Origin of the sequence: Embleya sp. NPDC020886 (genome assembly GCF_044333915.1) — a bacterium.
GTDB lineage: Bacteria > Actinomycetota > Actinomycetes > Streptomycetales > Streptomycetaceae > Embleya.
Genome location: NZ_JBIRRX010000013.1, coordinates 228,408 through 250,395 on the forward strand (window position 1 = coordinate 228,408; position 21,988 = coordinate 250,395).

A 21,988-nucleotide genomic window follows, 5' to 3' on the forward strand; every position below is an offset into this window, starting at 1 on the left:
CGCGGCGTCGTGGCGACAGGACATCGCGGCGCCGGGGGCGGGGGTCCGGCCGGCTTCGGTGGGCGCGCCGTGCAGGTGTGCGCACCGGCCCCGGGTGGTACCTCCCGACACCATGACCCGCGAACGTTCCACGTCCGCAACAACGGGCGACGAGCCGACCGGCTCGTCGCCCGTCTCGTCGTTGCCGTTCCTGCCCCGGGCCCGGCGGCGGCGCCCGCTCACCCCCTGGCGCGATCACCTGCGCGACGGCCTGTGGTTCGCGCCGCTGATCGGGCCGGCCTCCGGCTGGGCGCCGGCCACGTTCATGCCGGCGCTGGACCGGTGGATCCCGAGCTACCTGGAGGACCACGACCGGCCGTGGTTGCGCGAGGGCTACGAATGGTTCCCGGACGTGGCGAGCGGGGCCAAGGAAGCCATCGGCACGATGAGTTCGGCGATGCCGACCTTCATCGGCGTGGTCTTCTCGATCACCCTGGTGGCCCTCCAGATGGCGAGCCGGTTCACCCCGCGCGTGGTCCGGGTCTACGTGCGCAGCCGGGTCACCAAGACCACCTTCGCGGTGTTCCTGATGACCTTCCTGTACGCCCTGCGGGTGCAGAAGGAGTTCGGCGGCCCGGACAGCGATCCGCCCGCGCCGGCCGCGTTGCCGGCGATGGGTCTGGTGGTGACCAGCCTGGTGGTGTTCGTCGTGTACGTGCACTCGACGATCCGGCTGATGCGGGTGACCTACGTGATCGGCTACGTCACCCAGGAGGCGCTGAACGTGCCGGCCGCACAGGCGTACGCCCCACCGGTGCCGGCACTGCCGGACGAACCCGTGGCGCTGATCCCCTACCGGGGTCGCCCGGCGTGCTCCGCGACGTCGACGTGACCCGGCTGGTGTTCCTGGCCCGGCGGCACGACGTGGTGATCGTGCTGATCCCTCGGGTGGGCGACCACCTGACCCACGGCATGCCGCTCGCGGAGATCCACGGCACCCCCAACCGACGCGGCGCGCCGGCCGCGGCCAAGGTGTGGCCGTGCCTGAGCATCGGCGTCGAGCGCACCATGCACCAGGACCTGACCTTCGGTCTGCGTCAACTCGTCGACATCGCGAGCAAGGCGCTGTCACCCGGCATCAACGACCCGACCACGGCCGTACAGGCGCTGGACCGCATCCACGCGCCGCTCACCCTGATGAGCGGCATCGCCCTGGGCGACCGTGCCCACTTCGACCGCCACGACGTGCTCCGGGTGATCGAGCCGGTCGCCGTGTGGTCCGACGTGGTCGAACTGAGCCTGACCGAGATCCGGCTGTACGGCGCGGGCTCGCCCCAGGTGACCCGCCGACTCAGCGCGGTGCTCGGCGACCTGCTGGAGATCACCCCGTTGGCCCGCTGCCCGGAACTGGTCCGCCAACAGTTGCTGCTCCGCCAGGCGGTCGAACGCACCTATCCCGACACCGCCGGCCGAACCTTCGCGCTGGAACCGGACCGACAGGGCATCGGCTGGGCGGACGGGGTGCCGGGGTCGGGTGTCGTGGGGCACGGCGGGCCGGCCCCACGACGGGGCGTGGGGTCAGACCGGGCCGAGCTCCTCGTAGATGCTCAGCACCTGGGCGATGGTTTCGCGTTCGTCCGGCCAGGTGGCGGCCTGGACGCGGCCCGCGTCGACCAGTTCGGCGCGCCGGGTCGGGTCGGCGAGCAGGTCGCGGACGGCGGTGGCGAGCACGTCCGGGTCGCCGGGCGGGACCAGGACCGCCGCGTCGCCGACCAGTTCCGGGATGCCGCCGACCTGGGTGGCGACCAGGGCCACGCCGGTGCGCAGCGCCTCCTGGGCGACCAGCGCCCGGGCCTCCCAGCGGCTGGGCAGCACCGCGAGGTCGGCCGCGCCGAGCAGGTCGGCCACGTCCGCACGATGGCCCAGCAGGCGCACCGGCAACGCCTCGGCGTCGATCCGGTCCCGGAGCGATTCGTGCAGCGGCCCCTCTCCGGCGATCACGAGCAGCGGTACCGGCCGTTCGTGCGCCCACTGCGCGGCGGCGTCCAGGAGCACCGGGTAGTCCTTCTGCGGGGCCAACCTGCCCACGGCGACCAGCAGTGGCCGGTCCCCGGCGTCGAACTCGGCCCGCACCGCGGCCCGGTCCCGCTCGGCCGGCGGCAGCGGCGGCGCCGACACCGGGCCGAGCCGGGCATCGCGCGCGCCGAGCTGCCTGGCCCGGTCGACCAGGTCGGTGGAGGCGCCCAGGACGACGTCGGCGGCCCGCACCGCGCGGCCCTCCAGCACCCGGGTCAGCGCGCCCTTCGCACCGCCGACCAGGACCGCGTTGTGCAGCGTGAGCACCAGCGGCGTCCGGCGCACCCGATGCCGACCCAGCGCGTTGCCCGCCGCCAACCCCGCGCGCAGCCCGTGCGCGTGCACCACGTGCGCGGGTGCGCAGGCCGCGCGCAGCTCGCGCAGCGCCGCCCGATCGGTGGGCCGGGGCGCCGAGCCGATCTCGACCGCCCGAAATCGTGCGCCGGTGCCCGCGAAGTCGAAGTGTTCCTCGGTCGAGGCGGGCCCGCACACGGTCACCGCGACCCCCCGCCCGACCAGACCGGCCGCCAGCGAGCGCACGTGTGCGCCGATCCCGCCGGTGGACGTGGCCAGGACCAGGACCGCCCGCAGCCGGGCCGGCTCGGCGCGCTCTCGCGGCTCAGACTCCGTCGTCGTGTCCACGTCGCTGCTCCCCTTCCGATTCGGCCGCCCGCGGCCCGCGCAGCGTGGCCTTGACGGCCTCGCCGACGGTCACGGATACGACTCCCGCGAACACCAGGGTGCCCACGATGGCGGCAACCGCCGCGATGATCAACGTGAAGACGATGTCGCCGGTCCCGAATGCCCGCGACGTCCCGAACCCGGCCGCGCCGGCGGCAAGCGCGGCGAGCGGCGCGCAGACCGCCGGCTTGACCAGCGCCGCGCCCGCCAACGCCCTCGGGCCGGCCGTCCGGACCACGGCGTAGGCCAACAACAGGCCGGCCACCGTCATCCCGATCGAGTTGCCCAGGCCGAGCGCGGCCACCGTCCACCGCGCGGGCAGCGCGAAGGCCAGCGCGGCGTCGGCGACCACGACCACCACCCACCCGGACACCACACAGCCCGCGGCGGCGCGACCGTGGCCGGAGGCGTTCAGCGCGCGGCCCAGGTGTGCGATCAGCGCGTACCCGATCAGCCCGGGCGCGAACGCGGCCAGCGCCCAGGCCATTTGCTCGGGCTCGGTGGAGCCGGCCATGAACAGCGCGAAGAACCGACCCAACGGCGCGGCGGCGGCCAGCAGCATCGCGGTGCCGGCCGCGCCGACCAGGAGCACGGTGCGGGTGGTCGCGGCGACCGCGTCCGCGAACGCGTCCCGATCGCCGTCGTGCGCGTGTGCGCTCAGGCGCGGGAAGGCGGCGGTGGCGATCGGCACCGCGAGCACCGCGTACGGGAGCAGGTAGACCATCCAGGTGGTCTGGTAGACGACCAGGGACCCGTGCGTACCGCGCCCGTTGGCGAGCAGGATCACCGCGATCGTCGCGGCCTGCTGGGCGATCAGCGTCGCGACGCCGGCCAGCGCGAGGGTGCGGACCCGGCGGGCCACGCCGTCCGGGAAGTGCAGGGTGGGGCGCAGCCGCAGGCCGGTCGAGCGCAGCGGTACCACGGTGACCAGGGCCAGGGCCAGGACGCCGGCGGTGGTGCCGAGGGACAGGGTCAGTTCGGCGCCGCGCGGCAGGGTGGCGAGGTTGTCCAGGTCGACGTCGTAGCGATTCGCGAAGAGCAGGTAGCTGCCGGCCACGACCACGCTGGACACCAGCGGCGCGAGGGTGCCGGCCAGGAAGCGGTGATGGGCCTGGAGAATGCCGCCGGCGACCACCGCGATCCCGTACAGCAGCACCTGCGGCACGAACACGATCAACATCCGGGACGCGACGTCCGCGACGCCGGGGCCGTCCGCCTTCCCGGCGAGCAGCAGTTCGGCGATCGGGCGGGCCAGCAGCGCGCCGAGCAGCACGATCGGGGTCAGCACCAGGACGACCCAGGTCAGCAGCGCGGACGCGATCCGCCCGGCGTCCTGGCGCGCGCCCTTGGCCACCGGCCCGGCCAGCACCGGCACCACCACACTCGCCAGCGCCCCGCCGGCCACGATCTCGAAAACGATGTTGGGCACGGAATTGACCGTGCTGTACGCGGTACCCAGCACGGTGTCCCCCACCGTCCCGGAAAACACCAACTGCCGCCCGAACCCGGCAAGTCGCGCAAACACCGTCACCACAGCCATCAACACAGCGGCACCGGCGATCCCCCGGACGACAAACCGGGCCCGGGTGGCGCCGGGGGGCGGGGGGTCGACGCCGGCGGGTGCGGCGGGTGCGGGCGCGGGCGCGGCGGACGCAGGTGTGCTGGGCGCGGGAAGCGCGGCGTCGGCGGGGGCCTCGGCGGGCTCGGGCTCGGGGGGCACGTCGTCGGATCCCCTGCCGGCGGCGTCGGACGCGTCGGCGACCGGCTCGGGGGACGCGGCGGCGCCGGCGGGCGCCGGGAGCGCCGGGCCGGCAGCGGCCGAGGCGCCGGTCCCAGGCTCGGGAGACACGCCGGCGCGTTCCCTGTCGGCTGCGACGGACCCGTCCGTGGCCGGCTCGGGGCGCTCGGCGGCGGGGGCGCCGCCGGGCCCGGGTGTGGCGGTGGCTTGGCCGTCGGTGGTGGGCTCGGGTGCGGGCGTGGGCTTGTTGGTGTTCGGCCGGTGGGGGCCGCCTTGGGTGGCGGTCATCGGTCGAGCACAGACGTCGGGTGGGGGGAGGTGGTCTGTCGGGGTGGTGCGCCGACGATCCGCCCGCCGGTCGCCGACCCGGGCCGGCGTGTGCCTGCGGGCCATCGATCGTTGCCGGTCATGCCGGGGCGACGGCTCCCTCGGCGGTCGGCTGCCGGGGCACCGAGGGCGTGGCAGCCGGGCGGCGGCCGAACATGTCGATCGCGTTCAGCGGCCGGTTGCCGGCGATGACCTTGGTGAAGCTGACCTTCTCGCTGGCGGCGGTGAGCGCGCCGAGCACGAGCGCCTTGGCCACCAGCCCCTTGCGCCCGGAGCCGGCCGCGAAGGCCACGCCCAGGGCCGCGCCGAGCGCGTTCGCGCCCGCGTCGCCGAGCATCGACTTCTCGCCGAGATCCTCCGGCAACAACGCCGCCGCCGCGCCCACCGGCGCCGCCGCGAGGGCCGCAGCCGGCCCGCCCCGGAGCAGCCGCGGCGCGCCCGCGATCAGGACCGCCTTGGCCGCGCGGCCCGGCCGCAGGTCGAACAGGTTGATCAGGTTGGCCGTACCGGCGACCACCACGCCCGCGAGCAGCTTGTCCACCGGCCGTCGCTGCACGAGCGCGCCAGCCGCGAGGCCCGCCGCGCCGAGTCCGACGATCTTGACGCCGCCGCTGGTGAGTTCGCCCTTGGCGAGCGCGCCGAGGTGGCCCTTGAACCCGCGTCGATCGCTCGACCCGGCCATGTCGTCGTACGTCCCGAACCCGGCCCCGGCGACCGCCGCCAACACGCCGGCCGCACGCCACCGGCCCGGCACGCCCGGCGCGCACGCGGCGGCCACGGCCGCGCCGACCGCCGTCGCGGGACCTTCGAGCAGGGTCAGCACCTCGCCGCGGTGATTGCGCCGCTCCCACAACGCGGCCTCGCCCGGCGGGCGGCGGGTCAGCGCGGCGTACGCGGCGCGGGCCGCGCCGGTCGCGGCCAACGCGGTCGCCAGGCGGCCCGGCCGGCCTCGGCGAACCGCGACCGGGCCCTCGACCCGATCCGTGACACGAGCGGGGGCAGCGGCCTTCGTCACGACGTCTCCTTCTTCGGCAGCTCCGGCAACGGACCGTCGGTGGTGCCCGTCGTACCGTATTGACCAGAACTGCCCTGCTTGTCCTCGACCACCAGCGACCACACCACCGCGACCTGACCCACAGGCGTGTCGGCGGTGTCCACGGTGGAAACGGCCTTGGCGGTTTGATCGTTACGGCGCAGCGCCCAGATCACGCCGTTCTCCTGCGCGGCGGACGCGGTACCGGCCATGACCGTACCGTCGTCGCCGGTGTCCAAGGCGCGCGCGAGCGAAAGATGGATGTTGTTGATCCGGCCCGGGTCGTCCCCACCGGTGGCCCCGGACGGCGCGACGATCACGACCAGGTCGGCGCCGGTGGCCGGGTTGTCCTTGACGTCGACGAAGCCGGCCTCCTTGAGCTTGGTCAACGTCTCGGTCGCGGCCTGCGTGTTGTGCGTCGCGGGGGTGGTGCTGCCGTTGTTCGGGTTGGTGTTCTGGCCCGGGGCGCCCGACGCCGGGGGCTGGCCCGACGTCTGGCCGCTCGGCGGCGCGGACGTGCCGCCGGTGCCGGTCGGCGGCGCGCCCGACGCGGTCGTGCCTGGCGTACCGCTCGCGGGTGGCTGGGTCGAGGTACCGCCGGGCGTACCGCTCTGCACCGGCGGCAGCGTCTCGGTGATCGCGCCCGCGAGCACCCGCGCCGCCCGGTCGGTCGCCGACCCGGTCGGGAAGGCGGTGGCGTTGGTGCCCAGCGCGGTGACCAGTTCGGCCTCGCGCTTGGGGTCGGTCCAGGCGCCCTTGATGCCCACCTGGCCGGTGACCGTCGCGGAGGCGCTGTCGAGCAGCTTGACCATGCTGTCGGTCAGCTTGGTGTCCGCGCCGGGCAGCGCGACCACGACCGCCTTGTGGCCGGCGAGCTTGCCCTTGACCAGCTCGGGCCCGACGGTGTTCATGATGCCGTTCAGGTACCGCGTACCGGCGTTCGCCCGATCGAGTTCGCGACGCAGCCCTTCGTTGTTCCGGGCCAGGTCCTGGACCTGCGTGTCGAGCCCGGTGACGGCCGCCTCCTTGAGGAAGGACGCGCCGAGTACGAGCCCGACCGACAGGGCCAGGAAGACCGCGATGATGGAGACGACGTGATATCTGAAGTCGATCAACTGAACAGTCCCTGGAGCCAGTAGACGAAGGCGTCCCACTGTGCGCCGAACACGTGGAAGTACGCGCGCCCGAGCGGGGTGACCCGCACGGTGACCGCGATGGTGACCAACGCGGCGAGGCACAACATGAGCAGCGACGTCGTGGAGATGCGGCTGCGGTACAGACGGCTGACGCCCTTGGCGTCCACGAGCTTGCCGCCGACCCGCAGTCGCGTGAGGAAGGTGCTCGCCATGCCGGCCCGGCCCTTGTCCAGGAACTCGACGAGCGTGAGGTGGGTACCGACCGCGACGATCAGACTCGCGCCGCCGTCGTCGGCGAGCAACATCGCGATGTCCTCGCTGGTCCCGGTGGCGGGGAAGGCGATCCCGTCCACCCCGAGTTCGTCGAGGCGTTCCATCCCGGGGGCGCGTCCGTCGCGGTACGCGTGCACGATGATCTCCGCGCCGCAGCGCAGCGCCTGGTCGGACACCGAGTCCATGTCGCCGACGATCATGTCGGGCTTGTAGCCGGCCTGGAGCAGCGCGTCGGCGCCGCCGTCCACGCCGATCATCACCGGGCGGTACTCGCGGATGTACGGCCGCAGCGCGGCGATGTCCTCGCGGTAGTGGTAGCCGCGAACCACGATGAGCACCTGGCGGCCGTCGATCCGGGTCCGGATCTCCGGGACGCCGACGCCGTCGAGGAGCAGTTCGCGCTCCTCGCGGATGTACTTGAGGGTGTTCTCGGCGAACGCCTCGATCTGCTCGGACAGCCCGGCCCGGGCCTCCTCCATCGCCGCCGCGACCGATTCCGCGTCGAGCAGGGTGCCGACGGCGATCGGGTCGTCGCCGCGATACAGGACGTTGTCCTCGACCCGGACCAGCTCGCCCTCGCGGACCCGGTCGAGCACGCTCCCGCCGACGTTGTCCAGGAGCGGTACGCCGGCCTCCACGAGGAGCTGCGGCCCGATGTTGGGGTAGCGCCCGCTGATGCTCTCGGCGGCGTTGACCACGGCGGCCGGCCGGCACTTGACCAGCGCCTCGGCGGCGACCCGGTCGAGGTCGCCGTGGTTGATGATGGCCACGTCTCCGGGCCGAAGCCGCTTGGTGAGGTCCTTGGTACGCCGATCGACCCGGGCAAACGAACCGGTGACCTCGGTATGCCGTCGACGACGCAGCGCGGGAATCCTCACCGGCGCAATCCTGCCATGCGCGGTATTTTCCAGCGGCCTCCGGCCATTCCTGTGAGACGGCTCTCCGGGCCGGTTCGGCGGCTCCGCCGCTCCCCCCGCAAGCTCGTCGACCGCCCCTCGCCGACCCGGTCACCGGCGCCGACCCGCCGAAAGCCGGCCCAATTCGCACCACCCGCGAGGCGGCGACCGGGCCGAGGTCGCACCGACACCCCGAGCAACGTGGCCTGCGTCACGGCCCGCCCCGGGGCGAAACCGGAGCACGCCTGTTACACGAACCACCCCGGACGACGAAGCCGACTCACGACGACGGGAGCCACGGGCCGGGACGCAACGGGACGAGGGGTGACGGAGCGCGCCGCGCTGCACCCGACGGCGGGTTGCGGGGGCCGGACCGGTCCACCTCGCGGCCTCTGCAACCCCAACCCTCCGCACCCGACGCAACGGATGGAGCGGGTGGGCACACAGCCCGGCCATCGAGGCCGCAACCCACCCGCGCAGCCCCGCCCCGTCCCCCATCCGGGGGATCGAGATCGATACGCACGCCGATGCGCCCACCCCCGCACCGCCGAAAAGCTGGTCCACATGCAGACCACGGACCCCACGACTCCTCCCGTCCCACACCCGACCCGCACCCACCCTCGGAGCGTGCTGCTGCGGCGCCGGCTCGCGTGGGCGGCGGTGCTCGCGTGTTCGCCGTATTTGGTGTTGAAGCTGCTCTGGGTCGTCGGGATCGACGTGGGTGTCGTACATCCCGACGAGCTGAATCGCGCACAGTGGGCGGCGGCGAACGCGCTCACGTTCGGGATGGACGCCATCGCTGCGGCGATCGCGTACACGCTCACCCGTCCCCGCGAGACCCGGATCCGGGCCTGGCTGATCACCCTGCCGCTGTGGGTGGCCTCGGGTCTGCTCGTGGTGATCATGCTGGCCGTGCCGCTCAGTCTGCTGGGCGCGGCGGTCGGGGACGCCGGCAATCCGTTCGCGGGCGACGATTTTCTCCGGCCCTGGGTGTACGCGATCGTCTACGGCGGCTTCATCGTGGAGGGCGCGGTGTTGATCGGCGCCTTCGGGCTGTACGTCCGCGAACGCTGGGGTGCGTTGTTGCGGACCCGCGTTCGAGCCCTGCCGGATCCGGCCGGCACCCGCGACGCGCAACGTTTCCTCGGTACCGCCGCCGCCGTGCTGCTCGGCGTCGCGGGGGTATTGCGGATGACCTGGGCACTGGGCTCGGAGCTCGGGATGAGCGGGCGGTGGATCGCCGACCGGAACGCGACCGGGCGCTGGATGGACGGCGTGCAGGGCGGCCTCGCCCTGATCGGCGCGGTGGGCCTGATCGTGTTGGTGTACCGGGTCGGTGGCGCGCGGGTCCGAGGCCCGTTGGCGATGGCCTGGTTCGGGGCCGGCAGCGCGTTCGGATGGGGCGGCTGGATGGGCCTGATCAGTGCCGGCGCCGCCCCCGACAGCACGTTGGCGGAGCGGACCTCCGCACTGCTCCACCTTGTCTACACTGCCGAAATGATCACCGGCGTACTGGCCCTGACCATCGGCTGGTTCTTCCTGACCGAATGCGCCCACTCCTTCGTCGCGAACCCGACGGCACACCCCGACCGAACCGACCGGACCGCGCAGCGCGAGCCGATCATCCAGGGCCGGCCGGCCGAACACACGGTCGCTGGGACGGCGTCGGGTCGCGGAGCGCGACCGGGTGGGTCCGTGGTCGAGTCGCCGGCCGGATGATCAGGAGGTCGGCACGCCGACTGCTCGGGCGGCGGGCTCGGTTGCGGTGGGTGCATCTGGTGCTGGGGGGTGCTCTGTTGATGCCCTTCCATCTCGCCGCGCTCACCGTGCTCGCGGCCACCGGACTGCTTCGGGACACGCCGGCCGAGCCGATCACCTCGCAGTTCGTCGCGCTGGCCTGGGCGCTGCCGTTCGTGGCGGTGGCCGGGCTGGTCCCCCTGGTCCGCACCCTGGAGGGGAACGCCGCACGAGTGTTGTGCGCCCCGAACGGCGAGGTGCTCAGTGCCCCGGCAACAAGTGCGGCGGCGCGGCGACGGGCCTCCGCGTGGTTCACGTTGCACGCGCTCGTGGGCGGTGTGGTCGCCGGTGTCTCACTCGCCGCGCCACCCGGCGGTGTGGTGTTGCTCGTGCTGCCGCTCGCCCCCGCGCTCGCCGACGCCTTCCCGTGGGCCGAACCGGCCCATGCGCTCCCGATCGCCTGCATACCCGTCGGCCTGGCGCTGCTGTTGCTCCCGCTGCCCGTATCCGCCGCCGCCGGCGCCTGGCTGGCCCGGCTCGCCCCGACCCTGCTCGGCCCGACCCCCGCCGACCGCCTCGCCCTCGCCGAGCAACGCGCCGAACGCCTGGCCGAACGGGCCGGGATCGCCCGCGACCTGCACGACTCGGTCGGCCACGCGCTCAGCGCGGTCGGCATCCAGGCCGCCGCCGCAGGTCGCCTGCTCGACCGCGACCCGGCCTTCGTCGCCCGGGCGTTGGCCGCGATCGAGGACACCGCCCGCGACGCGGTGGCCGAACTCGACCACGTATTGGGCCTGCTGCACGAGGAATCCGCCCCGGCCGCCACCCCGGCACCGTCCCTGGCCAACCTGACCGACCTGATCGCCCGCACCCGCGCGGCCGGCGCCGAGGTCGACCTCGATCTCGAACTCGGCCCGGTGGGCGGGGTGGACGGCCTGCCCCGGCTGGTCTCCCGCGAGGCGTACCGGATCGTCCAGGAGGGCTTCGCCAACGCCCTGCGGCACGCGGGCGAGGTCCCGATCCGGCTGCACATCGCGGTCGTCGACGGCCGATTGGCGATCGACCTGAGCAATCCCGCCGGCGCGTCCCGGGCCACCCGCCCCGGCGGCGGACGCGGCCTGCGCGGCGCCGCCGAGCGAATGGCCGTACTGCGCGGCACCTTCGCCGCCGGCCGCCACGACGGCCGCTGGCACCTGACCGCCCGCATCCCTCTGGAGGGACAACCGTGAACGACCCGGTACGCGTCCTGATCGCCGACGACGAAAGCCTCGTCCGCGCGGGCCTGTACGCCATCGTCGCCGCCGAGCCCGACCTGGAGGTGGTCGGCGAAGCCGCCACCGGCACGGCGGCGGTCGCGGGCGCACTCGAACTACGTCCCGACCTGATCCTGATGGACGTCCGCATGCCCGACCTGAACGGCATCGAGGCCACCGCCCGAATCCTGCGCGAGGCCCCGAGCCCGCAGCCGAGGGTGCTGGTCGTCACCACCTTCGAGAACGACGAATACGTCTACGACGCGCTGCGGGCCGGCGCCCACGGCTTCCTCCTGAAGCGGGCCAGGGCGGACGAAATGGTGCACGCGATCCGCACCGTCGCCCGCGGCGACTCGCTGCTCTTCCCCTCCGCCGTGCGCGACCTGGCCCTCAGCCGCTCGTCGGCCCGCACCGCGAACGCCGAGCTGCAAACCCGCCTCGCCCGCCTCACCGACCGCGAGCGGGAGGTGCTGCGCCTGATCACCTTCGGCCTGTCCAACACCGAGATAGCCGACCGCACCGGCCTGGGCTCGGAAACGATCAAGACGCATGTGGCCCGGGTGCTGGGCAAGTTGGATGTACGCGACCGAACCCAGGCGGTGATCGCCGCCTACGAGAGCGGCTTCGCGACGGCGGGTGGGACCGGGTCACGGTAGCCGGCGAAAGCGACCTACCGCATCGGTGCCGGGCGCGCCGGGGTCGTCGAGGCCGGTGTGAGCGGCGGCACGGTGGGGCCGTTGTCGGTGGCCGGGCCCCGGGCGGTCGGGTCGTCGATCAGGGTGCAGGCGGCCACCGGGCCGTCGGCGAGTCGGTAGGTGCTGGTGCTGCCGGTGCTGTCCGAGGCGTATGCCCGGTGGCCGTCGCGGTAGCCAGGATCCGGGACGTCCTTGGCCAGGGTCTGGGTCATGGTCACGGTGATCACCAGGGTCGTGTTCGCCGGCATCAGCTCCGGGCGCACCTCGGTCCACAGTTGGCTGTAGAACTCCAACTCCTTGTCCGTCATCCTGCGATCCGTCGGCTCCGGGAGCCAGTGGTAGATCGCGTTCAGGTCGTCGTCGGCGATCGCATGGGGAGCGAACCGCCCGGGAGCGCACTTCCTGCCGTAGGGCACGTAGTCGACGACCGCCGGCAATCCCAGGTCTCGCAAGCGCTGTTCGAGGCCCTTGGGATTGCGGAACTCGTCCACCTTGAACAGGATCCCGCCGTCGGGACGCTTGACCACCTCGAAGGGTTGCGCCTCGGCGGAGCTGCCGCTGAACAACGGCGCGCCCAGGCCGATTCCGCTCGCGAGCACCGCAGACGCGGCCAGGCCGTACAGGGCACGCCTGCCGCGGCGGGAAGTCGCCGGGGCGGGTGGCGGCTCGGTCGCCGGTCCGCCGGCCGCGGCCGTGTCGGCGGCGAGCGCCTTGAGTTCGTCCAACGCGCGTTCCTCGAAATTGATCATGCCTTCGCCTCCGCCTGCACGTGTGCCGTCCGGGTCTCTCGGTGTGGCTCGGCCGGTGGCGAGCCCAGTTCCTTCGCGAGTCTTCGGCGGGCCCGGTGCAGTCGCACCCGCGCCGCGACCGGGCCGATGCCCAGCACGCGCGCCGCCTCGACGGGGGTCAGGCCGTCGACGCTGACCAGTTCGACCACCGCGCGGTCGTCCTCGGACAGCCGCTCGATCGCGCGGTAGATGTGCCGGGCGGCCGCCGCCGCGTCGAGGCGCTCCTCCAGCCGCAGGATGTCGTCCTCGTCCAGCACCCGACGGCCCGCCATCCGCCGCGACGCGTCGGCCTCGCGGGCCGAGCGACGGCGCTCGCTCGCGACCACGTTGCGGGCCACCCCGTACAACCACGCCAACTCGCCGCCCGGGCCGCCCCGATAGGCCCCCGCCGAACCCATCGCGGCGATGAACACCTCGACGGACAGATCGGCGGCCGACTGCGGGTCGTCCACCCGGCGGGCCACGAATCGACCCACCGCGTCGATATGTCTGCGGTAGAACGCCTCCAGGAGCGCCGGGTCCCCGGCGATCCCCCTGACCGCTTGCACTTCCGGTCCATCCAAGGTGGGCTCCTCGCGCCGCGCCGTTGTTGCCTGTCACCTCTCTTGTGGCGGCCGGCGCCGAGAGCGTTACAGGTCGCCCGGCGCGGGACTCGGCACCCGGGTGCGGCCCGCCCCGAACGGGTCGGGCCGCGAGATGACGCCCCCTACGGCGAGGTGGCCGGCCTCGGTACCAGCATGTTCGTCATGGGTAACGACCGGGGCTCGGGCAGGGCGGTCCCCACCAGGGCGCGGAACCTGCGCCAGGCGCTCGCCGGCTTCGACGGTCGCGCGGAGCCGGGCGGCGTGCTGTCGCCGTCGGTGACGGTGACGGTGACGGTGATCGTGACGTCGGTCTCGGCATGACCATCGGCGTCGGCATCGGCATCGGCATCGGCGTGGACGTGGGCCTCGGCGTCGGTACCGGCCGGGATCGCCGCCCCGGGAGCCGTGCGTCGGGCCAATTCCTCCCGCGTCCGGAGCAGTTCCGCCCTGTTGCTCTCCAATTCGTCGAGGATGCTTGCGACGGCCGTTCGGGCGCGCCGTCCCCGGCGGTGCGCGTCCGCCCGGTCCCAGGCTCGCGCCCAGGCATGCATGGCGGTGCTGTCCGGCCCGGCACCGGTGCAGACGCCGACGAGACAGAGCAGCATCTGCTTCGAGACCATGCGTTTGCCGGACAGAACCGCGCCCAGGGTGCTGTGCGGCAGGAAGCTGACGCCGTCCACCCGGGCGGCGTCCTCCAGTTCGCGCAACGAGCGGTAGCCGCGGGCCTTGCGCATCGCGCGCATGGCGTGCAGCAACTCCAGGGGTTCCGAGATGTGTTCCGGAGGCAGCACCGTGCGCGCCGCCGTGACCGGTTCGGCCCGTGCCGCAGTGCGGGCCACCGCGTCGGCCGCCGCGTTCCACAACCGTTGGGCCTTGTACGCGTTGCCGTCACACTCCTCGATGTAGGCCCGCACGGTCTGCCACTTGGGCGGCTTGATGCCCTGCTCGGCACGAAAGAGCTTGGTGTGGGTGACCGTCCAGTCCTGACCGGTCGTCTTCTGCGCCATCTGACGAAGACTCAACCCCGCAGCCAGGCGCAGTGACTTGAGCCACTGCGCCTGGACCATTACCGGGTCGGGCTTCGCCAGGGCGCCGGTGGGGCGCCCCACGCCCGGATCAGACGGTCCGGCGCGGCACGAAGACCGCGACCAGGCGACGGATGATCTCGGCGCCGATCACGCCGCCGACGGTGAGGATCGTGGTCACGCTCTCCATCGTGTACCCGCGGACGGTCAGGCCCGCGGCGATGACAAGGATGACGACGACGACGATGACGGCCGACCCGGGCAGCGCCGGGCCGGTCGTCGGGACAGGCGGGCACCCACACAGGGTGCGCCGATTCTTCAACGGATCCTTCTTCAAGGCAGGTACTCCCTCGACTCGTTGCCACTCGACCGAGCCCTCGGGGGTGGTGCTTCGCACGTCTTGCAGGACGGCGACAACCGAGTACTCAGGACCATCGTCAAGCCCTTAACCACACGGCGTAAAGGCGCGCCTACCCTGCGTGTTTCACGGTGTCCCACTTGGAAATGCAACAACTTTTCGCCATTGCCCGAGGTCAACGCCGCGAGCGAGGAACGACCCCGGTGCGTGTTCCGCGCGTAGTCCGCGATCTATCACCTACGAGGTCTGGCAACCCGAGCCCCCACGAGGCAACCTCAGTGCGTAACCGTTCCCGGAGGAGTCCCTCGGGGGAGAGCATGCTCGTTCCGCCGCGGGAGAGGTGACGATCCGATGATGTGCATGGCGATCTCCGTGCTGGTCCCGCTTCATGTGCGATCCGTCCCCGGCCTCGCATCGCGGTCCCCGCGAAGCGCATCCCGGCCGGCGCTCTTTCCGCAGGTGGCGCCGGAGCCTTGACCCTGATCCGGGCGGTCCGTGGCCGCCGCGCGAACGAAGGACGATGACGAAACCGCCTTTGCCCGGCGTGCAGGTCAGCGGGCAAGGAGCATCGTCGGTCGCCTTCCTTCCATGCCCATTTCCCGTAGCCCGGAAGGCATGGGGCCAAAGGCATGTCGCACCACTCCCGAGGTCACGTGTCTCCTTGAGCGCGGACCCTGGAACGCGGTCCACCCCGGCCGTTGCCACTCGACACAAACAGGGGAACGGATGTCTCTCGTTGCAGCGAAGGCATCCCTGGGCACGGCCGCCTCGTGGTCGTGCACCCGGCTTCCGCGGCTGGTTCACCCCATCGGGCCGAACCACGATCGCGTATTCGACAACAGGTGGCCCCCGCCGATCCGAACCCGCGCACGCCGCGTCCGTGCTGCGGGGCCGGGCTCGGCGGCGCGGAATGTGGCCGAATTCCCGGTCCCACACGGTCGACGCCCGGGACGAACTCCCGGCCGTGATCACGGCCGGGGGCCGGCGAGGCCACGACCCGCTCCCCCGGCCACGCAGCCGGCGCGTCGGCGGAACTCGCCCGCGCCTTCGCCCTGCTGACGTCCACCGGCGCAACACCCACCGGGAGCAGGTGCCTCCGATCTGGGCGCGCACGACCTTCACCCACAAGGGCGTCTCGATCCGGCCCGGCGGGGGCCACCGGCACCCTTCCGTTCGCGCCGACCTACAGCCGAAACGGTAAGGGCGGCCCGCTTGCGGCGGGCCGCCCTTACGGCGGTGGCTGATCGGACTGCCGAGAGACGCACCGGCACCCGCTCGACATCGGCAGTGCGATCGGCCGCGAACGCGACTACCGCCAAGCCTCCGCCGACGGCGACTGCCGCTCCCCCGCCCTCAGCACGGGCGGTTCGGAAACACCACCGGATCCGGCGTCAATTCCGCCGCGGTGGCGTCGTACAAGGACTTGTCGGACCAGCGGCGAACGGTGTGGACGAGGCCGGCCTCGGTCTCGCGGATCCCGACGACCTCGCCACCGTCCGGCCAACGCGTGGGCCCGCGACGAACCCGGGCACCCAGCGCAAACGTGGGTGCATCCGAGACGGGTTGCCCGGTGCGCGCGGGCGGCGGCTCGACGGGATCGCCGGCGGGGGCCGTGAATCGGATCGTGCTGTCTCCGGCCATGGGGTGGCCTCTCGCTTTCATCGCGTACGGGCCCGGGCGACGAATGCGATCCGCATCGGCGCGTTGCGGGCATGGCGCCCTGGTGCCGGGGCGACGCGTGAACGAGAGCCGGCACCAGGGCAGTTCATGAACGGAAGCGGACGCCGGGTCGCCGCGAACGGCAACACGTACAACCCGGCGCCCCTCCCCGCCGCACACGACGCGGGACGCACCGTGCGCGGAGCACTCCCCGCGAGACGGGCCCGGGCGGAACCACGGGGCCGTCGGGACATGGTCGCGGGGAGGAGAATCAGGCGCTACGCCGCTTCAGCGGACAGTCCACGAGCGGGCAGCCACAGGGCGGTTCGCGCTGCGCCCACCATGGCTCCTTGGCGTAGAGCTTGTGGCGCGCGTGCGGCACCAGAACCCGCACGCCCGTCGAATCGACGCGATAGACGGCCAATGTGATGCAACTCCCCGGAGGTTCGGGGTACGGGTCGGCCCCGTAGCGAGCTGCATGGAGGTACCAGAGCGGGTCGTTCAACCACGACCTACGGGGAGACGGAGACATCGCGGATCCTTGCGTTCGATCCCGTGGAAGCTGTCCTCGCACACTCGCCGGGCATGCGGACGCACGTTCGTCGTCACGGATTGCATGGAAGTGAATGCAGTGTGTGAGCTACGAGGATTAGCATGCCGGCATGCGCCCGACAAAAAGTATGGGCACACCAGAATTTCGCTACTCAAATTCCGCGAGAGCTTTTGCCTGCCACCAGGCGAACTACCGCCGGCGCGAAGCCTCCCGCTGTGGCGCAGAACGTTTCTTGCTCCGGCGGAACATCCGCCGACACACTGGATCCGGTATGGAGAGGACCGCAGATGATCGGCGACAGCGAGTCCGCATCACCCGCCTTGTGCCGCCTGCAACTTGGCGCCGAGTTGCGTCGTCTACGAATCGAGGCCGGCCTGAAGTCCGCCCAGGTCGTCAAGAGGCTGCTGTGGAGCCCCTCCAAACTCACTCGGCTGGAAGCGGGCGAGAATTACGTCGTCGAGCCTTCCGACGTGATGGCCCTGTGTGAGATCTACGGAGCTGCGCCGGAAACCCGTGCACTCCTGGATGACTACGCCGCCGTGACGAAGACGAAGCGTGACTGGTGGCAATCACAGCAGTACCGGCCGATCATCCGCCCAGGTCTCAAGGCATTCCTCGGGCTTGAAGCGACAGCCGCTTCCTTGCACAACTACGAGTCGGAGTTCGTACCGGGGCTGCTGCAAACCGAAGCCTACGTACGAGCGATCCATCAGATCTCACACGCGGCACTTCCCCCGGACGATGTCGATCGACTCGTTTCCATCCGAATGACGCGCCAGGAAGTACTCGTTCGGCAACAGGCGCCCCTGAAGTTGGTCGCCATCGTCAACGAGGCGGTGCTCCGTCGGCAGGTGGGTAGCGCGGCGCTGCTCCGTGGGCAACTCGACCACATCGCCGAGGTCTCCGAACTCCCCAACGTACGAGTCCAGGTAGTCCCGTACCGGCTGGGCGTGCACCCGGGGATGGCGGGCCCGTTCGTCATCCTCAAGTTCGCGAAAGGGGCCGCGCTCAAACCGATCGTCTACCTGGAGAATCTGGCGGACGCATGGGTCACCCGCCGGGAAGCCGATGTCGAGAAGTACGAGGAGGCGTTCAGCGATCTCCAAGCGCTCGCCCCGGGCCCCCAGGAGTCCCTGAGCCTGATCCATACGGCACTCAAGGAGCTTTGATCAATGACCGCCATGCCCGACACCGCTTGGTTCAAGTCGAGTTACAGCAACAACTCCGGCGGCCAATGCGTCGAGGGCGCCCGCGTCGCCCAAGACACAATGGCCATACGCGACTCCAAGGACCCCTCCCGAGGCACCTTCGTCTTCCCCGCCCCCACCTGGGAAGCCTTCCTCGGCTCCCTCAGGCAGCACTGAAGCCGCCTCCCAACGTTCGTGCAGCGGTCGAGGGCACAACTCGACCTGCCGTAGCGCGCATGGGCGATGGTCAGGTCGGGCCCTGGGACCGCGCCCGTCAGGACGATCGTCCGGCCGACGTGATCCGGTCGACCTGGTCCTCGGGCTGGACCTCGTGGGGGAGTTCGCGCGCCGGCGTTCCTTCAGGAGAACAAAGCCGTACCGGGCGGGCCGAGAAACGCATGCGGGCGAGGGTCTCGACGGCCTGACCCACCTCAAAACGGTCGACTCGTCTGCGGCAATGCCCGCAGGCAGGTCGAACGCCGTCCAGCAACTGGTGGGCGAACTCGGTCTCGTCGGGATCCGGATCGTCGAGGCGGTCGCCCACGCCCTGTCGGCCGGACTTGCGGAGCGGATCGACGTAGTAGGCCACGGACGACTCGGTCACGGCCCCGACAGCCCCGCCCGGCAAAGCCCGTCGGCGATTCGGGTGTGCCACTCCCCTCCCAGCGCTTGGACGACGTCGTGGGGCTCCCACTCCGGAAGTCCCCGATACCGTGGACTCCCACGATGGCACGCGTCATGAACTCTCATACGTGACGACGACGCCGGCGGATCAGTCCGCCGGGCCCACCGACAAACGACACGACAGCCGGAGGCGTACCGCGCCGGCTCGCTCCGTCGCCGATTCGGCCCTGGCACTCCACCGGGACGACCTGTGGGCCCGACTGCTCCATGGGAGCCGTCGGTCGGATCGTCGGGGTCGGCCTCCGTGCAGGGGTCGCGATGCGTTGTCGTGCACCTGCACCCGCCTTCGGCGGGCCCGGGCCACCGGAGGCGTTCGTCGGGAGCCTCGGGATCCCCCGTGCCCCCGCGCGGGGGACGGTGTCCGGCGTCAACGGGCGAACTTCTCGATGGCTGCCGGCGTGACCGGGGTGAAGAAGTTGACGAGGTTGCCGTCGGGGTCGCGGAAGAGCAGCGCCCGGTTGCCCCACGGCATCGTCGTGGGTTCGTTGACGAAGTCGGTGACGAGGCCGGCCAGGTTCTCGTACACGCGGTCCACATCGTCGACGAGGAATTCGAGGATCACGCTGTGGTTGTCCGCCGGGCGGGCGGAGCCCGGAGCGAACATCGGAACCGTGCGGGTGCCGGCGATCGCGAGGGTGGCGCCGGCGGTGGTGAGCTCGGCGAAGTCCTCGGTGGCCCAGGTCGCCGGCACGCCCGTGGCCCGCTCGTAGAACTCGACGAGGCGCGCGACGTCGCCGGTGATGATGCGGATCGAGACGAAGTCCATGGTGTTCTCCTTGCCCCCTGGTTGTCGAAGCGGCTGTACTCCGCAGGCTAGGACAAATAGAGGACAGAATCCGCCCGGTATTCGCGTTAAGCTCCGAATATGTCCCGACCCACCGTGCGCGTGCTGACCCTCCTGGAGTTGCTGCAGTCGGGCGGCATCCGAACGATGGCCGAACTCGCCGACCGGCTCGACGTCGACGGCCGGACCGTGCGGCGGTATGTGAACCACCTGCTCGACCTCGACGTGCCGGTGGAGGCGGTGCGGGGCCGCTACGGCGGGTACCGGCTCGCCCCCGGATACCGCCTGCCGCCGCTCATGCTCGGCGACGACGAGGCACTCGCCGTGCTGCTCGGCCTGGCTGCCGTCCGCCGGACGGGGCCGATGACGACGGCGGACACGGCGGCCGAGACGGCGGCGGCCAAAATCCGCCGGGTGCTGCCCGAACGCCTGGCTCGCAGACTCGACACGGTCCTGGAATCCCTCGCGTTCACGGCTCCGCCCGGCGGGTCCGCACACCCCGACGCGGAGGTCCTGCTCACCGTCGCCGACGCGGTGCGTCACCGACGGCCGATCTCCATCGCATACACCGACCGCGCGGGCCGCCGCAACGAACGCCCGCTGCACGCGTACGGGATCGTCGCCCATGCGGGCCGGTGGTACGTCACGGGCACCGACCCCGAGATCGGCGAGGACCGAACCTTCCGGCTCGATCGCATCGCCGCCGCGAGGACCCTGCCCGGCTCGTTCGAAGCACCCGCCGGACTCGATCCGGCACAGCGCGTGTTGTCCGGGTTCGCCACGGCCGAATACCGATACGAGGTGACGCTGCACATCCAGGCAACGGTCGAACATATCCGCGCCCACCTTCCGGCGAGCGTGGCCACCCTGGCGGAGCCCGCCCCGGCGGCAGACGCGGATCCGGCGACCGAGCCTTGGCAGCGCGTCGAGCTACGCGCCGAAAACCTCGACTGGCTGCCGCCGCTACTCGCCGCACTCGACCGCCCCTTCGTCATCGAGCGCCCCGACGAACTACGCAACCTCGTAACCGCCTTCGCCGACCGCCTCGCCTCCTACGCCCGCCGAGCCTGACGGCCCCCGGCCCGGCGCACCGCGACCATCCACCGGGTAGGCCCATGGTCGGAGGCTGCCGGCAGCATCGCCTCCATGAACGGCACCCGCACCACCCCGCCACGGCCGCTCCCGATGCACGGGGTCGAGAATGCGCCGTCGGGCCGACGGGGCTACTCCGTTGAGCGTGATCACCATCGTGCCGACGTCGTCCCTGAGGAACATGGATCTCACCGGCGGCCATGCCCCGAACCGCGACGCGGCGGGACGGTGGTCCCGTGAGGTTCACCAGGGGGCCTTTTCGGGTTGGTCGGGCGTTTGCGGCCTACGGTCGCGCCTTGGTCGGCAGCGGGTGGCCTTGTGCTAAACGGTCGGCGTGGGCTGGCGGAGATGGGCCCGGTCCCATGGTCACCGGCGGTCAGGAGCCCTGGGCACCCCGGCGAGAGATGGGTGTTGCTCGCCGGAAAGGCGCTGGCACGGCGGAGCGGGTGGGCGCTTTCGTCGGGTTCGCCGGGGAGCCTTCCCGAGTGGGTTGGGCGTGCGCGGCCGGCGGTCGCGCCTTGGTCGGCAGCGGGTGGCCTTGTGCTAAACGGTCGGCGTGGACCGGCGGAGATGGACCCGGGTCCACGGTCACCGGCGGCCGGGAGCCCTGGACTCCCCGGCGAGACCCGGGCGTTGCTCGGCGGGAAAGACGCTGGCAACGGCGGAGCGGGTGGGCGCTTTCGTCGGGTTCGCCGGGGAGCCTTCCCGAGTGGGCCGGGCGTGCGCGGCCGGCGGTCGCGTCCTGGTCGGCAGCGGGAGGCCTTGTGCTAAACGGTCGGCGTGGACCGGCGGAGATCGGCCCGGTCCCACCGTCACCGGCGGCCGGGAGCCCTGGGCACCCCGGCGAGACACAGGTGTTGCTCGCCGGAAAAGCGCTGGCAACGGCGGAGCGGGAGGGGAGCCCGGTGAGGTCCGCCGGGGAGCCTTCCCGAGTGGGCCGGGCGTGCGCGGCCGGCGGTCGCGACTTGGTCGGCAGCGGGAGGCTCAGTGCTAAACGGTCGGCGTGGACCGGCGGAGATCAGCCCGGTCCCACCGTCACCGGCGGTCAGGAGCCCTGGACACCCCGGCGAGACGCGGGTGTTGCTCGCCGGAAAGGCGCTGGCAACGGCGGAGCGGGTGGGCGCTTTCGTCGGGTTCGCCGGGGAGCCTTCCCGAGTGGGCCGGGCGTGCGCGGCCGGCGGTCGCGTCCTGGTCGGCAGCGGATGGCCTTGTGCTAAACGGTCGGCGTGGACCGGCGGAGATGGACCCGGGCCCACGGTCACCGGCGGCCGGGAGCCCTGGACTCCCCGGCGAGACCCGGGCGTTGCTCGGCGGGAAAGACGCTGGCAACGGCGGAGCGGGAGGGCGGCCGAGTTGGGTTCGCCGGGGAGCCTTTCCGAGAGGGTCGGGCCGTTTCGGGTTGTGGTGGGTGTGTGGTGGCGGGAGGGGAGAAGAAGAGCGGGCCGTGGGT

The 21,988-nt window shown here is 72.2% G+C and carries 18 protein-coding genes and 1 pseudogene; 8 read left to right on the plus strand and 11 right to left on the minus strand.

The window, feature by feature from the left end; genetic code table 11:
- The first annotated feature begins 112 nt into the window (after positions 1-112).
- Positions 113-871, plus strand: a complete 759-nt coding sequence (locus tag ACH4U8_RS35370; protein ID WP_395782472.1) for a DUF2254 family protein — start codon at positions 113-115, stop codon at positions 869-871.
- 8 nt (positions 872-879) lie between these two features.
- Positions 880-1,284 (plus strand): annotated as a pseudogene (locus tag ACH4U8_RS35375) (DUF2254 family protein); the annotation flags it as partial.
- Between the two features lie 273 nt (positions 1,285-1,557).
- On the opposite strand, the gene ACH4U8_RS35380 reads toward ACH4U8_RS35375, so the two are convergent.
- The 5 genes from ACH4U8_RS35380 to steA form a co-directional block, all read right to left on the minus strand.
- The gene (locus ACH4U8_RS35380; RefSeq protein WP_360318717.1) at positions 1,558-2,697 is read right to left on the minus strand and encodes a glycosyltransferase family 4 protein; all 1,140 of its coding nucleotides are present in this window, start codon (positions 2,695-2,697) and stop codon (positions 1,558-1,560) included.
- Positions 2,675-4,762: a murein biosynthesis integral membrane protein MurJ gene (gene murJ / locus ACH4U8_RS35385; protein ID WP_395782473.1), complete on the minus strand. Its 2,088-nt coding sequence runs from the start codon at positions 4,760-4,762 to the stop codon at positions 2,675-2,677. Before murJ ends, ACH4U8_RS35380 begins: the two co-directional genes overlap by 23 nt.
- A gap of 118 nt (positions 4,763-4,880) precedes the next feature.
- Positions 4,881-5,816 carry a hypothetical protein gene (locus tag ACH4U8_RS35390; RefSeq protein WP_395782474.1) on the minus strand — a complete coding sequence of 312 codons (936 nt, stop codon included), beginning with the start codon at positions 5,814-5,816 and terminating at the stop codon, positions 4,881-4,883.
- Positions 5,813-6,949: a copper transporter gene (locus tag ACH4U8_RS35395; protein WP_360318724.1), complete on the minus strand. Its 1,137-nt coding sequence runs from the start codon at positions 6,947-6,949 to the stop codon at positions 5,813-5,815. Before ACH4U8_RS35395 ends, ACH4U8_RS35390 begins: the two co-directional genes overlap by 4 nt.
- The gene (steA, locus tag ACH4U8_RS35400) at positions 6,946-8,121 is read right to left on the minus strand and encodes a putative cytokinetic ring protein SteA (protein WP_360318726.1); all 1,176 of its coding nucleotides are present in this window, start codon (positions 8,119-8,121) and stop codon (positions 6,946-6,948) included. The genes ACH4U8_RS35395 and steA overlap by 4 nt, the downstream gene beginning before the upstream one ends.
- 582 nt (positions 8,122-8,703) lie before the next feature.
- Between steA and ACH4U8_RS35405 the strand changes: the two genes are divergently transcribed.
- The 3 genes from ACH4U8_RS35405 to ACH4U8_RS35415 all read left to right on the plus strand — a co-directional run bounded on the left by ACH4U8_RS35405 (position 8,704) and on the right by ACH4U8_RS35415 (position 11,785).
- Entirely contained in the window at positions 8,704-9,858 is a 1,155-nt protein-coding gene (locus tag ACH4U8_RS35405; RefSeq protein WP_395782475.1) for a hypothetical protein, read from the plus strand.
- Positions 9,859-9,938: 80 nt separating this feature from the next.
- The gene (locus ACH4U8_RS35410; RefSeq protein ID WP_395782476.1) at positions 9,939-11,105 is read left to right on the plus strand and encodes a sensor histidine kinase; all 1,167 of its coding nucleotides are present in this window, start codon (positions 9,939-9,941) and stop codon (positions 11,103-11,105) included.
- A complete protein-coding gene (locus ACH4U8_RS35415) occupies positions 11,102-11,785 on the plus strand; it encodes a response regulator (RefSeq protein ID WP_395782477.1) in 684 nt (227 codons plus the stop codon). Before ACH4U8_RS35410 ends, ACH4U8_RS35415 begins: the two co-directional genes overlap by 4 nt.
- A 14-nt stretch (positions 11,786-11,799) precedes the next feature.
- Here the strand turns inward: ACH4U8_RS35415 and ACH4U8_RS35420 are convergent, their stop codons facing one another.
- The 4 genes from ACH4U8_RS35420 to ACH4U8_RS35435 all read right to left on the minus strand — a co-directional run bounded on the left by ACH4U8_RS35420 (position 11,800) and on the right by ACH4U8_RS35435 (position 14,558).
- Positions 11,800-12,573: a hypothetical protein gene (locus tag ACH4U8_RS35420; protein WP_395782478.1), complete on the minus strand. Its 774-nt coding sequence runs from the start codon at positions 12,571-12,573 to the stop codon at positions 11,800-11,802.
- Entirely contained in the window at positions 12,570-13,175 is a 606-nt protein-coding gene (locus ACH4U8_RS35425) for an RNA polymerase sigma factor (RefSeq protein WP_395782479.1), read from the minus strand. The genes ACH4U8_RS35420 and ACH4U8_RS35425 overlap by 4 nt, the downstream gene beginning before the upstream one ends.
- A gap of 143 nt (positions 13,176-13,318) precedes the next feature.
- Complete coding sequence (locus tag ACH4U8_RS35430) at positions 13,319-14,305, minus strand: hypothetical protein (protein ID WP_395782480.1); 987 nt, start codon at positions 14,303-14,305, stop codon at positions 13,319-13,321.
- A 7-nt stretch (positions 14,306-14,312) separates the two neighbouring features.
- Positions 14,313-14,558: a hypothetical protein gene (locus ACH4U8_RS35435; protein ID WP_360318742.1), complete on the minus strand. Its 246-nt coding sequence runs from the start codon at positions 14,556-14,558 to the stop codon at positions 14,313-14,315.
- A gap of 2,520 nt (positions 14,559-17,078) precedes the next feature.
- Here ACH4U8_RS35435 and ACH4U8_RS35440 point away from each other — a divergent pair.
- Together ACH4U8_RS35440 and ACH4U8_RS35445 are read left to right on the plus strand one after the other, a co-directional pair.
- Complete coding sequence (locus ACH4U8_RS35440) at positions 17,079-17,960, plus strand: helix-turn-helix domain-containing protein (protein ID WP_395782481.1); 882 nt, start codon at positions 17,079-17,081, stop codon at positions 17,958-17,960.
- 12 nt (positions 17,961-17,972) lie between these two features.
- Positions 17,973-18,155 (plus strand): DUF397 domain-containing protein, encoded by a 183-nt coding sequence (locus tag ACH4U8_RS35445; RefSeq protein WP_395782482.1) that lies wholly within the window; start codon positions 17,973-17,975, stop codon positions 18,153-18,155.
- A 97-nt stretch (positions 18,156-18,252) separates the two neighbouring features.
- On the opposite strand, the gene ACH4U8_RS35450 is transcribed toward ACH4U8_RS35445, so the two are convergent.
- Both ACH4U8_RS35450 and ACH4U8_RS35455 read right to left on the minus strand, forming a co-directional pair.
- Entirely contained in the window at positions 18,253-18,582 is a 330-nt protein-coding gene (locus ACH4U8_RS35450; RefSeq protein WP_395782483.1) for a hypothetical protein, read from the minus strand.
- Between the two features lie 447 nt (positions 18,583-19,029).
- Positions 19,030-19,428, minus strand: a complete 399-nt coding sequence (locus ACH4U8_RS35455) for a VOC family protein (protein WP_395782484.1) — start codon at positions 19,426-19,428, stop codon at positions 19,030-19,032.
- 99 nt (positions 19,429-19,527) lie between these two features.
- Between ACH4U8_RS35455 and ACH4U8_RS35460 the strand changes: the two genes are divergently transcribed.
- Positions 19,528-20,517, plus strand: a complete 990-nt coding sequence (locus tag ACH4U8_RS35460) for a helix-turn-helix transcriptional regulator (RefSeq protein WP_395782485.1) — start codon at positions 19,528-19,530, stop codon at positions 20,515-20,517.
- The last annotated feature ends 1,471 nt before the right edge of the window (positions 20,518-21,988 follow it).

Coding starts and splice junctions, on each gene's coding strand:
- ACH4U8_RS35370 (WP_395782472.1), top strand. CDS start 113: ATGACCCGCGAACGTTCCACGTCCGCAACAACGGGCGACGAGCCGACC.
- murJ (WP_395782473.1), bottom strand. CDS start 4,762: ATGACCGCCACCCAAGGCGGCCCCCACCGGCCGAACACCAACAAGCCC.
- ACH4U8_RS35405 (WP_395782475.1), top strand. CDS start 8,704: ATGCAGACCACGGACCCCACGACTCCTCCCGTCCCACACCCGACCCGC.
- ACH4U8_RS35410 (WP_395782476.1), top strand. CDS start 9,939: ATGCCCTTCCATCTCGCCGCGCTCACCGTGCTCGCGGCCACCGGACTG.
- ACH4U8_RS35420 (WP_395782478.1), bottom strand. CDS start 12,573: ATGATCAATTTCGAGGAACGCGCGTTGGACGAACTCAAGGCGCTCGCC.
- ACH4U8_RS35440 (WP_395782481.1), top strand. CDS start 17,079: ATGATCGGCGACAGCGAGTCCGCATCACCCGCCTTGTGCCGCCTGCAA.
- ACH4U8_RS35445 (WP_395782482.1), top strand. CDS start 17,973: ATGCCCGACACCGCTTGGTTCAAGTCGAGTTACAGCAACAACTCCGGC.
- ACH4U8_RS35455 (WP_395782484.1), bottom strand. CDS start 19,428: ATGGACTTCGTCTCGATCCGCATCATCACCGGCGACGTCGCGCGCCTC.
- ACH4U8_RS35460 (WP_395782485.1), top strand. CDS start 19,528: ATGTCCCGACCCACCGTGCGCGTGCTGACCCTCCTGGAGTTGCTGCAG.